This window comes from Parageobacillus galactosidasius (assembly GCF_002217735.1).
Taxonomy (GTDB): domain Bacteria; phylum Bacillota; class Bacilli; order Bacillales; family Anoxybacillaceae; genus Parageobacillus_B; species Parageobacillus_B toebii.
In genome coordinates, this window is sequence record NZ_NDYL01000001.1 from 1,430,941 (window position 1) to 1,445,792 (window position 14,852).

Annotated in this window: 4 protein-coding genes; all 4 read right to left on the minus strand. The window is 34.5% G+C overall.

Annotated features, from left to right (window positions below; all coding sequences use genetic code 11):
- Positions 1-12: 12 nt before the first annotated feature.
- From B9L23_RS07565 to B9L23_RS07580, 4 genes are read right to left on the minus strand one after another with little or no spacing between them, the layout of a single operon-like run.
- Positions 13-5,280: an Ig-like domain-containing protein gene (locus tag B9L23_RS07565; RefSeq protein WP_089097174.1), complete on the minus strand. Its 5,268-nt coding sequence runs from the start codon at positions 5,278-5,280 to the stop codon at positions 13-15.
- A gap of 3 nt (positions 5,281-5,283) precedes the next feature.
- Entirely contained in the window at positions 5,284-7,770 is a 2,487-nt protein-coding gene (locus B9L23_RS07570; protein WP_089097175.1) for a hypothetical protein, read from the minus strand.
- A 59-nt stretch (positions 7,771-7,829) separates the two neighbouring features.
- Complete coding sequence (locus B9L23_RS07575; RefSeq protein ID WP_089097176.1) at positions 7,830-8,888, minus strand: hypothetical protein; 1,059 nt, start codon at positions 8,886-8,888, stop codon at positions 7,830-7,832.
- 53 nt (positions 8,889-8,941) lie between these two features.
- Positions 8,942-14,827 (minus strand): hypothetical protein, encoded by a 5,886-nt coding sequence (locus B9L23_RS07580; RefSeq protein WP_089097177.1) that lies wholly within the window; start codon positions 14,825-14,827, stop codon positions 8,942-8,944.
- Positions 14,828-14,852 lie beyond the last annotated feature (25 nt).

Here is a 14,852-nt window from a genome sequence, read left to right on the forward strand (position 1 = left end):
GATTCGCCCTTTCTATTTATATACTTGTACGTTTTTGGCTACAATTACAGCGTTGTCATTATATGTTTGTTTTTCATTGACATCATATGGTTCAAAACGCACATCTTCTGGAACAGTATCGTTAACAATTTCATATCGTACATCAATTACTTTTGAAGGAGAAATTCCTCTGTTATTGATCGCATTTGTAATATGAGTTTGGAAATAACTACTAATAGCTTTCGTTAATGGAATATCTACAAAATCAACATTGTTTGTTGGTTTATTCAGTCCTTGACCCCAAATTACTTGTTGTAAGTTTGAATCATCGTTTGCCGTAATACTTTGTACACCAGACATTTTTAAATCCCAGAAAAATGTGCTTGGGTTAGATGCGGTCATTGGTCCCCATGCTCCTTGTGTGTAAGTATTATCTTCTGCATAAAGAGTTCCTATTTCAGTAAATGTAAATGGTCCAGAAGGTGCTGCACTAGATCCACCTGTACTTGGATCTACTTCTAGTTTTGCAGATATTTGATTTCCTAAAACAGAAACTGTAATACGATACACTTTATATTGCATTTGTGTCCATGCCCAAGAAGTATTTTCTGCAAGTACAGTTCTTGTCCAGCTTCCATTATAGCTCCATTTTAAAATACGGAATCCCGGTCCGTTTACATGTGATCCAGGTAGGCCATCAAATTCAACAGAATAAAAGCCGATTACTTGTCCAGAGGCATTTTCATTGACTCTGAAGAATAATCCCATCATGTCATCATCGCTGCCCCTGCTTTGTATTATTGCTTGAATTTTATAATCTGTATTTGCTAAATGAGCTTTATTGTACCAAGCAGAACGAGTGCCTTGATTCACAAGGTTAGTTAATTCCGTTCTTCCTGCATTATTAACAACGCTCCAGTTTCCTGGATCTGAAGGATTTTGGTTCCACTCTGTCCACTCTGTCATAAAGTTTCCTAAATCAATGGTTACATCTGTTTCATATAAAATCTCTGCATTTACAGTAATGCTTCCTTCTGTGTAAGCATATGGTGTGCAATCTTTAAGTGTTATGACAATAGTTTGCGACGATTCATTCTGGAAAATATCTCGTGCTTTAACCGTAATTGAAACATTCATGTCTGGGTAAATATCTAATTTTGGGTCTTTAGATGGCAAAGTAATTGGAATATTAGTCGAAAAATCTGTGCTTGTTCCACTAGCAATCAATTGATTATCTTTATATACTTCCCATCGATCAATGCCATTATTATCTTGTACAGTTCCAGAAACCGTTAATGTGTTATCTGGATTTAGCTGTTGATAACAATAAGGATTTGGCACAGAATTTATCGTAATTGTCGGCGGAATTTGATCTAATGGTGGCATTTCTGGATGATTATCAATAACATACTGCACTGGACACATACTATTTTTTATTTCTTCATTGATTAAACCAACCAATGTTGCCCCTTGTTTTCCTAAAACTGGAGCATTAGCATAATTACCTTGATTAACTTCCTCAATCCATGGGCATTCGTCTAATGATTTTGGTTTTCCTATCATTAAATTGGAATTTTTCACGGTATATGTTTGATAACGTATAGATTCTATCCAAGTCGTTCGTAAATCCCCGTATTCGTCTTCATAAACAGCTCCTAATGCAGTCAATAATATATTGTTATCTCCACTAGCTGTTTTAATATTCATTAAGATGCCTTTGAATAAATCATACCATCCAACCAGCACTTCACATTGGCCGTTTTTCGTTTCCACCTTATAAAGAGCTTTATAGTTTTCATTCAAATCAATTTGATAAATTCCCATTAATTGTTTTGCATCATTGTAATATTGAAACACAATTTTTTTCAGCAATTTGCAATCTCTAATTCGTTCTTTATCTTCTTCTAGAGGTGCGTCTGGATCTTTTTTATGCTCTTCTATGTTAAATTCCTGTCCAATACCACAAGAATTAGTCGCCCACTCATTGCCAAACACAACAGAAACGTAGTCATTAATGCCACCTAAACTTGGCGCATTAGAATAGTTTCCGTTTTGTATTTCATCCACCCATGTACTTGAATCTCTTTCTTCTGGATTTCCTAACATGAGTTCTAAATTACGGTTTCCTTCACTTTGTTCTAAGATATTGTATGCCCATTTTATTTGTTGGTTATCGTAAAAGTCTCGATAACGAACGCCAATTGCATTTAATTGAAATGCAGATCCGCTTTCGTTAAATCCGTTAGTAATCATGACTGTAACACCTTTAAAGCTGTCACTCCATCCAACCGTTACCCAAGTGCCTCCACCATTATTAAATTCAAATGGCAGCATATCTGAACCAATTTCTAATTCCATAATTCTGCGTTCTTCTTCATGATAATATTGAATGATCACAGTATCTAAAATGTAGCATCCATTTACTGTAGGACCGGAATCATTTCCTGATCCGCCTCCTTCACCATCTCCTGAACCGCCTTCTGATCCACCTGCTCCACAGGCTGTAATTGTAAATGTGAAGCTATCACTTCCAACTTCTTGCTCATCGTTCGCTGCTACAGTTACTTCAACAATACTTCCTTCTTCAAATCCTAATTCGTGTAATTTCCAATATGGAATTGTCCAAGAAAATGAAATGACATTAGAAGAAACCACATTCGTTACCGATGCCGGCCAATTTGATTCTTCACATGGCAATTCATTTGGCGGTTCTCCTATATTCATTGGATCAATTTCAATACCGTTAATAAATAATTTATATCCTTGAATAGCGTTGCCGCTTGTAATTGTTCCTACTATGGATAAATGATTGCATACACATAGGGTTGAAATTTTGTTATCAATGGATACTTTTATATGTTCTTGATTTGTCTCGTCAGATGGTCGATCTTCTTCTGGCATTCCTGTACAATCAATAATTTGCAGGATTTTGCTTGCTTGGCCAACTGTTTCAAAATCATATGCTTTCACAGTGAGTGTTAATATTTGATCCGGTTGAAAGTTTTGCTTTGGAATAGAAAATGAAAATTCCTGTTGTGTTCCATTTCCTTCTACTGTCGCAAATAATTGATTATTTATATAAAGCTCAATCATTATAATATCGTTAGGTCCTTGTGCGTATCCTTTTAAGATAAAGTCTTGATCAGAACACCACATTGAAACGTTGTTGGTGATCGTTACTTTTAATTTGTCATCGCCTGTGTCACTTTCACCAGATCCTCCACTTCCGCTACCGCCAGAACCTCCTTCGTTTCCATTATCAGAACCTCCTGCACCATCATTGTTTCCATATTCATTATCATCATCAGAGGGACTTGGCGGCTGTTCTAAATTGCTCCAATTTACAATTTGTTTCTTACTTTCTTGGCTGTCTGATTCATCATTATAAGTCTCTACTTGGAAAAGATATTTCTTTAATGTTGGTGTCATAAATGCATAATTCTTTTCTTCTGTTTCACCAGCAAAAGTATCATATTCCCCTTCTTCTGGACGAGTAAATAGAATTTTTAAACGTATACTATATACCGGATATTCGGATTCTAAATACCCGTATTTTTCACTTGTCGCTTCTTCTTCAGATACTTTCCCAATCGTATAAATTTTTGGCGGTTGATCTTCATATAATAATTCGTGTTCTATTGGAGTAATCGGATGCCATGTTAATCCATCGTCAATTGAAATGAAATATTGTATCCAATCATATTTAATCGTTGGATTATTCGCAAATAATTCAGGTAAAGTTTCATGAACAGACAACGAAATTTTGGTTAATGGCTTATCGAAATAAAACGGCTTTGTTACGATTTCTCCTGTCGTTTCGTATTCGCAAGACAGAATTTCAATGTCTCGGATACCGATACAATAACGCCATCCTTCAAAGCGTTCAACACCCATATCCACTGTACTTAAATCTACACGAGTTGTTAAATTGTTAATGATATTTTGCAATGAGTATCCTTTGCTGTCTTCAGCTGTTTTCATTGGATAATACACATTAACATCTGTTTTGTTCATATCCACTTTTACGCCTAACTCTTCAATATTGATTAATGGCCCTTCTACTCTTGTTGCATATTTCGGCTTGTATTGTTTCGTTACTGTATCAAATACATAATCTTTTGGATTTTGTATATTTGTTTTTTGCTCATAATAAATGTGGCCGATATCAGTATAGTATTTTTCTGGTTGCTCAAATAAAATAGAAATGACTTTTGCTTTCATTGGCGGAAAAATAAATGTATAATCCGTATCTTGTTTACTTTCTTTCAGGATAGATTTTGGTGCTTCTACTCCATCAGAAATTAAAATGTTTTTAACAATGGCCGGTTTTGCCCCATAATTTGGTGGAGTATACATGCGAATATTGATTTGGTTAATGATTTCTACTTTATCCAACACAATTTGAAGATGCAGTTTTAATACGCCATTTTCAGGTTCCCCTATATATTCTATAGTTTTGTCATCATATACTTGGTATTTCCATCCTAGATTTTTAGCCACTCTTACTTTTTCATGTTCTCGAAGATTTACTTTTTCATATTCAAACCAAGTGTTTGGATTACCATCAATGACTGCGCCATAATTCCCGTGATTATCTTCTCTCCCCACAAAAGAATACATATTTCCGCTAGAAATTAAAGGATCAGCAATAACGGTAATTTCGGTATTGTTGCCAGGAAATCCATTGGAATCTGCTCCAATAAGAAAATCACTATATCTTTTGTTTCCTGTGACAATCGTTACCTTTGCATTTTTGGCTACATTTCTTGGTTCTCCTCGTTTCGCCAATGTGACACCATCTTTGGTAATTTCCAAAGGAACTCCTGAAATATGCTCAAAATCGATTTTGTTTGTATTTAAAAAGTCGTCACGGCCAATACGAATGATGCCATCTTTCGAATACCCTGCATAAATTTCTAGATCCCTCATTTTATCTAATACTTCTTCAAATTCTTTCTGCAACATATCATGTTGCATCACATTATAGTTAAAGTCTGTATATAATGCTTTTCCTAATAAATTTGCTTCCTCGAATAATAACTCCAAGTCTGCTCGAATTTCATCTAACATTTCATTGTAATCTTCACTCCATGCTGGACCATGCTCCGTTACGTATCTCGGAATCATATGAGGTTTTCCAATAGAAGTAAAGAAGTCTTGAAATGCCTGAAATACAGATTGAATTAATTGCGGTTCGCTTTTAATGGTGCCATCTTCGAATTTTTTCATTGCTTTGTCAAATTGATATTTTGCTTGCAGGTATAACATTTTGGAATTTTGTTCTACTGGACGAATACTCATGCACTATTCCTCCTGATCAAAAGATTGGCAACGAATTTGGTAACTGTATAAACTTGGTGTAATACTTTCATATCCCGCATGATTTCTACGCAAAATAGCTTTAATTCGCATATCTGTAGCAACATAGTGATAATCTACAACAATGTTTTCGATTTTTTGGCCGTTGATTGGTGTTCCAAAAATAATCTTTTTCCCAATATGCGCAAATGTTTTTCCGCCATTTTCTTTTAATCGTTCTGGATCATACGTATTTGTTGTATAGTCAGTAATATTTTTAAATTCTTCTCCATTTACTCGAACAATAACTGGATAATAAATTTCTTGAGGGGTATATTTAGTTTCATCTTGATCGTATCCTTCTTTTGTTGGATTATATTGAAACAACACATCTCGATACAAATAAGGATAATATGTTAGTTCAATCGAATTGTTATGATCTGCTTTTTCGAATCGTTCTCCAAGTTCACCGTTTTTATTTATAAAAGGCATTGGTTCAATTCCTATGTCTTGTTGATCAATACGTATGATATAAGCGTCATCCACTGGTTTATAATCTGCTGTATAGATACTGGATGGCGAATAATATTCACGTTTAATGCCAACTTTCTTTCCATCATCACTAATAATATACATGTCTGGTGTCATCGGATATCCATTTTGACGAATGGTTACAGTTTCTTTCGAGACGACCGGGAAACGAAATTCAAAAATGATTAAGTCCATATTTCGAAACTCTGGATAATCCCCTTGTACATTTTCTCCTAATAATAATTCACCTTCTACATACTTTTGTTCTACTGGCAAAATAGGCTTCCAATCTTTCGGAAGCGGGTTTTTCTTAAAGGTCACATAATATTCAATATCCGTAATTTTGACTTGTTGTTCTGTTGATTGTTTTGTGACAGGATCTATTTCTTGTCCACCAATCGTTATATAATGATGTTTTTCTTTTGTACTTAAACTAATTTGACGAACATTACTGTTAAGTGGAAGCGGCTTGCTGACATAAATAGAAGTTCGATGATATTTGCGGCCATAAACACGAATATCATATGCGCCATAAATGTATACTAATTTGTTTGTCGCTAACCATTGTTCTGATAACATTGGGCTTCTTGGATCTTTAACAATTTCTTTTTCCCCTTTTTCATTTATGGAACGCAAAGCCAATAATAATGGGTTTTTATAATCACCCATTTTGATGATTTCTATTGCTTTTTCTGCCGCTTCTACAATTCCTTCTTTTCGCAAAATCATCGCCCATTCTTTTAATTTTTTCAAATACAACTGCCATCCTGTTAATTCATTCTTCTTATCAAACTCAGCTATACTTTCCCCTGGTTCTTTGAAATCAGGGATTAAATCAGGATCCGAAGCAATTCGATCCCACATCTCCATGTTGTGTAAGTCATCATAACTAACGATAAAATTTTCTTTTTCATAATTCTCTTGCCGAATTAAAATACGGAGTTTAGATATTTCTACTGATGGAAATTGAAAAACCATTCGATCTGTTGATTTTTGACTTCGTTGATAAATATTAGGATGGTTTGGCGAAATCAAAGAATACATTTTGCCGCCACTGTCTTCTCGCTCATAACCATGAATCGCAACAATTTCTAATGGATAAGAACAATATGGCACAAATTGAATTTCGGATACAGTGGTTAATCCATTTAGCGTAATTTCCAATTCACAGATAGCTCCGGTTTTTGGATAATCATGATAATCATGACTCCATAAATCTTCTATATCTTGTTGAATTACATCATCTACAATAATGGCTTCTGCCCAAAAAGTATCTGGCGATCCATCAATTGCATTTTCAACAGGATAACGATTATTACTTGCTTCTAATCCTGTTCGATTTCTTACTTCGATCTTTGCTAATTTTCTTCCATAACTTGTTTTTAATTGATCTTCTGTTTGCATGCTTGCTAATTGTAAAGCATATCCGTGATTTTCTGCATTATATAAAGAAGATAATGGCTGCCCAAATCGGTCTTTTCGAAGTAAAGTTAATAGTTCTTCACTTGTTTCTGTATATTGAGGAACTTTAAAATCCTCATGAATGGCTTCAATAAATTGATCAGAATGATTGATAAGCAATTGATAACGCTCTACTTGTGTTTTTAACATATAAATTTTTTTGCGAATATCGGCCAGTAATGACTTGGATAGTTGCTGATTATCGGATATCAGTGCTTCAATTTGATTGGAGGCATCGAATAATGTTGCTAAGTCAAATGCTATTGACTCCATGTTTTGATTATATGCTTGAGAATTCGTTCTTCCTTCTTGGTAAATAGGAAAGAATGTAGGTGTTCCATTGTATGATTCTAATTGCTTTAATAATGTTTCTAATTCCTTTTTTAACTGTTCCTCAGAGCGTATAATCCCTTGTTTTTGTTTGAGTTCTAATATCTCTAACAACTTTTTTCGCTGTGTTTCAGGCATGGTCAGCAAAAAATCATCTAAAAATTGTCCCATATGATATTCACCTCAATTTCCTTACTATGTATGGAAAAGACAGCTATGAGTAGCTGTCTTTATTTATAAACGATACCATGGGCTCCATCAAACGGCTCCCATTGTTGAGTATCTTCATTCCATTTTTCTAAAACAAAATGACTTAAATATGGATGATCATTGTAAGAGAAAGTTGCATGCACCATTCCATTTTTAACTTCCACTTGCAGCCCTTTTGGAGTAATGCTTTCTTTAATAATATCCTGATGGTTTCTCATAATGGAGAAATCAACTGTCCAATTTTCTCCTTTCATGACTTGAATATCTTTCATAATATCAGCAAGTGTATTTTGGAATTTAGCAATTTGTCTCATGTACTCACTATTTTTTTGTACCATCATTTGCATGAAAATAAGAAGAAAATCTTTTGGTATTTCTTTTAGCTCCATTTGAACAGGAAAATATAATTTTACTTCTTCTTTTGGGGCTGCTGTTAATGTGACTACACCTTTCTCATCAATAGTTCCAGAGATAATATTCCCTTCTTCATCTGTAATGATGTCTCCATTCATACGAAGTACTGTAACCTCCCCTTGGAGGAATTGAATTCCTTCAAGAGGAGGCAGTGAAATGGTAGTTTGATCTAAATCATGATCTAATTCATATACATATGGAAGATACAAATCCTTTTCGCTAAGTGTTTTTCCTTCCATAGCGATTTCTTGAATCTTTCGTAATCGGTAATCCAATTTTAATCCATCTTCTACTTCTGCTTCTACTGAACTGACAGCATTATCAATTTCTGCATTAATCCGCTCATCGTAACCAACAGCTTTGCCGCCTCCTGCTGTTTGAGCGATTTCAAACATTTGTTGTTTTAAATTCTCAATTAGTGTTTTCAAACGTTGTCCACGTTGCGCTACTATATCGAACGTTGCAGTATTTAATTCTGTTAGTGCTTCATCTGCTTTTACTAATGCAGTAGTAGATCTTACTCTGTTGCTGTTGATAGTATCTAAACTTGTTAAGATTCTACCTTTTTCTTTGCGCCACTCATCCACTTCTACATTCATGCCATTAATTCTTGCTTCTAACTCATTTACAAATGGAATTAAATCTCGTGTGTTATAAACCGGCATATTTTATCCCTCTCTTCTTTTCTTATTTTAACATGAAATGTGTTACAAAATCATTAGATTTCTTGAATTTCTGTAGAAGCAGGATCATATAAAATGTGAGGAAATACAAGCACGTAATCGATATAAATAGTTCCTGTCGCTTTTGGATTAGGATCATTCAAGATAATGTTGACATATTTAATCGTTTTTTCTTTTGTAAATACTTGTTTGTAAATTGCCCATTCATTATCGTTAATTAAAGGTGCTTGATATACTTGTTTGCTGTCGTCTTCATGAACAACTTCAATAGTAGCAGCAGGCCGTGAAACCGCCTTGCTGTCTTTTTTAGCTTTAATTTCTACTCGATAAGCATTATGTGTTTCAAAATGATAACCAGGAATCGTGATTCCATATCGTGCATTATTGTAAAGAACCAAAATATAGTTATCTCCTGAACCAAGATCCATATATTTAATTTCGTAACTTCCGGCATCTAATGCAGGATTATGATACGTAATATGCTCTCCATTATAGAATTCAGGATTTAACAATAAATTGTTTTTATTTTGATCAATTTGTGCAGGATCATAATACTCAATAATTGGAAGTACTCCATATGCTTTATGCTTTGCAACAGCAGCTTGCACTTCTGCTTCGTTGAATCGTTGCAAAATTGTGTTTGGCAAACGAATAATGATAACACCGTTTTCTTGATAAGCTTCTCCATCAAAATATCCTATATCCCAATGGTATAAGGATTCTTTATTCACGGTTTCAATAATTTCTCTTGATAATGCTTCGTCTAATCCACCGCCACGAGAACGAGTATCCAAGACAATCATGTCTTGCTCTATGTTTGAATTTGCTTGTACAAAGATCTTCCCTAATCGGAACATCGTTGGATCATAGTAATAATCATTAGGATCAAACCAGTGTTCTTCATCTGTGTGATAAATAGTCTGGCTTCTTTGTGTCCCTTCAATAATATTTCCTTGTATATCTCGAATCAATGAAGGACGTAAATATACATTAATAGGTTTTGCTAATAGTTGCATACTTGGCTCTTCTATCATTTTTTGATTCTTTACTTCTATATCAATTGGAATCCAATGAATAATTCCTTCTTCAGTTACTGTATATCGATGACCAGGACTTGGATTTAAGTCTAAATGGAAAAATTTTTGATTTTGAATAAATCCTCGATAGGTGTACCAATCTTCTTTATAAGCATAACGAACAATTACTTCATCTTGCTCACGAATGCGATCATGCAAGTAAATAATTCCTTTTGTTGCATCTACATCTGCAATTCTTAATTTTCTTGCATGGTTTCTTCGGATTGCTTCTACTTCTAAATAACTAATTTGATATTCCGAAAATAATGCAATTGGTGCATATCTGGTTTGTATTGAATACTCATCTAAAATAATTGGATGTTCTCGTTCAATGAGAACAATTGGCCGATCATAAAATTCTTGATTCACATACTCTGGAATGGAATATTCTAAAATAACCTCTTTTCTTTCTTCTGGACTAGATGGTGCATAAGACATTAACTTTGGATACGCAACATAAATTTGTGGAATTTTTTCTTCTGGTTCATAGTAAGGCAATTCAATTCGTTTTTGGAATTTTCCATTCTTAATACGAACATACCAGTTTTCAACCTCAATATGACGTTGTTCTACTTTTGGTTTTTCGATTCGTATCTTCTTAGGATCTGCCATCTTAATAGCGAAAATCGGAACCGCTTCTAAATCTTCGTAATGTGTCCATGCCACTATATCAACATCTGCATTTCGTTTTTCTTCGTCAATCACGGAAAATACTTGTAAAGGACCATTACCATTTGCAGCGACAATTACATTTCCTTCGTTTGTTTTCTTAATTGCTTCGTATGAATCAGGAATGTAACGACTATCTCGTGGAAATCCTGCTTTTTCAATACTGTCTCGAACGTATGGATCACAATATTTCCGAACATTTTCTGTAAAAATTGCATGCGGATACCCTGTTGCTTTTAACCCAGTAATCTGACCTTCAATTGGAATCAAATCTGTCATCGTGATATTTAGGAATTCTACACGTTGGCTATAGTTAAATATACCAAATGCTCCTTTATTCCATTTTGTGTCCACCGTGTATACCAGCTTCCATTTTTCTTCTTCTGGTAATCCAGTTTGGAAATATAATTTGGTTTGATAGCCAATACATTCAATACGAATATTGTTTTGCCAATTTCGCATCCACCCTTCATTGGTTGTGGTGGATATTTCTTTGACCAATGTTTTGACTCCGTTTTCTACTTTGTATACACGTTGATGATATGTTCTCCATCCTTTATTCAGAATATAGTCAGAATTCGATGTTGCACTGCTTCTTGGTGTATCTGTCCAATCAAATAGAGGAGCTGGTTGTTCGGAGCTAACCCTTGATGCTCCCATCATTGGATTGATGTCATCAGCTTCAATTGCATAAAAGTAGAAATTATTTTTATCTTGCACACGGAATAAAACACCGATTAAATCATCATCACTGCCTACAGGCTTAAATGCAAAATCAACTTTATAATCTTTAAGAGAAAGATGTTGTTGATTATAGGCTCCTACAAATTTATAGTTGTTTTCTACATCTTTTAAAATATTGTCTTCAATCTTCCATGTTGCTGCGCCAGGAGTTGGCTCAATCATAATTGCTCCACTTGCTCCAACAGCAAATAAATCTTTCATGTCTGTAACATTTTTCTTTTCTACGTACACTCTGTATTTTAAATCGAACTCTACCGGTTTGTATGTTGTAAACAAGCTAGATAATCGAATTCGATTCACACCTAATTGATCTTGGAATTGATCTACTGGCATTTTGACTAATCCATTTGCGAGACAACGGAATCGATAATTGACACGATGTTCTTGATCCGTTGCAGAAAATGCCCCTGTTGCTTTCCCTCTTTCAATGCGCAATAAGATTTCATCAATCGGAATATCTTTTGGTATATTTAGTTGCTCATAAATTCCATCTTCTCCAAATACATTGACTAAGTGTTTAATTTTTTCTTCTTTTAAAATGGTGTCTTCCGGCAGTGTAATCCATTTATTTAATTGAATAATTGGTGGCTTTTGTGCTTGCACAATAATAGTCTGATTATCAGCTCCTAGTGATAAAGAAACATTTTCTCCACTTATTAGTATTGGTGGATTCCATCTAAAGTTTACTACTTCTGATGGAATGATATCCATAGGCAATCGTTGTGGTGTGATGTCAATGGTGAAATGACCATCTTCATGATATTGAACTGTTCCAGCGCCGTATACATCTAAGCCGTAAGTCGTTGTATCCCACGGTTCAATAACAGTGCCGCCAGCTAAAGGACTATCAGTTCGCCCCCATACATATCCAATTCCGTTTTGATCAATATCTAAATACAGTTCGCTTCTATCGCTTTGTGCATAATAAGAAAACACCATATATTTTGTATTTGGCCCATATTTCGATGTTGCTTCCTGAGTGATTTTATCTTTTAATAATTCTTCTACTGTCTTATCTGAAATTCTTTTTTGTTCTTGGCTAGTGAGTGTAACTGGATATCTATCTGTGCAAACAGTTAATACATCTAATTCGTTATAAATCAATTCATACCATTGTGTCCACCGTTGAGATGTACAAAAAATACCTACACTTCCTTGTGTATACGTATTATCAACGGCTTCACATACTAATGTGCCTTTATCACTCGAATCTGCATTTTCATTGATATACACTTTAAAAGAGTTTCCAGCTACAACTACTGTAATTTTATAAGTTTTAAATGGCTCCCATCCTTTTCTTCCTGGCTCACTATAAAATAAAGTTCCTTTTGTCGTGATGTCTGTAAATGAACATCCGGTTACGTCATTTTTGTAAGGTGTACCTGATTGTGGTGACACTTTAAAAATTCTTTTCTTTTGTTTACCGAATCCAGCATTTTCGTAATCTACCCAGTTATTAGTAATATATTTGTCACTTGGTTCATACCATCCATCTGAGCCTATTTGTGATGAAGGCACTTCTGGATGATAATGCAAAGAAGTACAGCCTTTTGAACTAAAAATAATTCGACCGACACCGTTAACAGCTCCTGCAATACTTCCGTCTCCATCTTTACTTGTATACGTATATGATTCAGTATGGAGCTTTTCTTTTTCCCATGCAAACATATAATAGTGTTTGCTATCTTTCACCCGGAAAATAATACCGATAACGTCATCATCACCAGGATCAATAATTTTTACTTTTGCTGTGAACTCATAATCCGTTTTATTGGCCATGCTTTCCCCTTTTGGATTTACTTTTTGATAGAAACCAGCTACGTCTACTTCGTTTACTTGTAACTCTAAATAAGAAAGACCGTTGCTGGAAGATTTTAATTTCCAATCATTCACGGTTACTTTCTTTCCAAATGCTTGCCATTTATTTTTATCTACAACATCAAGCGGTTGAGTTGTAAATCCTTTATATATTCCCACATTAGCGCATGCCCACCAGTTTGCAGTAAATACAGTTGTCCGGCGAATTTCCCCTTGTCCTGTAACTTTAAACGCAAAATCCCATTTTGTTTTCTGCCGCTCTGCAATGACACTGCATCGATGTGGAATTGGTTTGCTAATTACTCTAGTATTTTTCTTTTTCGCATTTTTCCATTCTGCGGTTGCTCGATTGGACTTTGCTTCTGCGATTGCTTCTTGTCGTTCTTGAATACGTGTATCAACATTTGGATTATCTTCAGCATTCGTTGTAGTGTATAACAAATTCCCAGCAGCATCATAAATTTCATATGTTGCTTCTTTTGGAACAGACGGTGTTCCTAATGGCAATGAGAGATTAATCATATCTTTTATATTTAATTTTGTATTCCCTGCTGGTATTCCAATATGTTTCCACTCTTTTGTGTATTCTAATTTTTCATGGTTTAGCAAGGCTTTTGGATCCATGACCCAATCGTTGATATATCCTACAGTGACTACTTGATCTTTACCTGTTTCGTCTTTGTATTTTGCTACAATTTTGTAGTTGAACATATCATAAGTTCTTGGATCATTTTCTGATTTCTGCGGCACATATATTTCATATCCGCCTTTTTGTGGATTCTCCACAATTTTATATACTTCATCATTTTCAGTTGCTTGAGCAAAATCTGTTTCGCCTACTTCTTCATATGCACTAACTCCGTTAATAATGCGAAGTTTTCCGCCTTCTAATAATGATTTTGCCTTTCCATTGACTACTAATTGATTTTTTCGATTACTATACAGTTCAATGGTATTTCGTACACTTTGAATGTTTTCATTTGGCACCACATCATCAATATGGTTGTAACGCACTTTGAATGTTTTTTCTTGATTTGTATTAAAAGCAAGATATATTTTTACCCAATAAATTTGTGGGTTTTGTTTCATTGCCATTACATAGATTTCATATTTATATGTGTCATCCAATGGATTTCCGTTTTCATCTGTGATTTCGATTTGTGTTCCTGTATATTTGACAACTTTATTTGGTGTTCCTTTTTGACTGTCGTAATGATATTTTAATTCAATTTTGTAATACAAAGCATTATCAGTGGTATGTTCATTTCGTTTAAATTCACGAGTCAAATAAAAATCTTTGGATGGGAATACATCATATGGAGGTTTTGGTTTTACCGGCTCATATTCAGAATGGATATTTGCGTATTGCAATTTTCCCGAATGATCAGGGATCACAATAGATTCTAATTGATCTTCTGGAATTACGTTATCCGGGATTGATGAAGTGTCTACTAATGAAATGTTTTGTTCTGGATCTAATCGTGGAGTATGGATATAAGCAAGATTTACATCTTCTTCTGGAACTTCATTTCCGACTCGAAGGGCATATGTGTCATTTTCTAATTTGCTTTCATATTCCTTTAGCTGCAATAAATCTTTTTCAATGGAAGACATTTATTCAACCTCCTATCATGAGAAA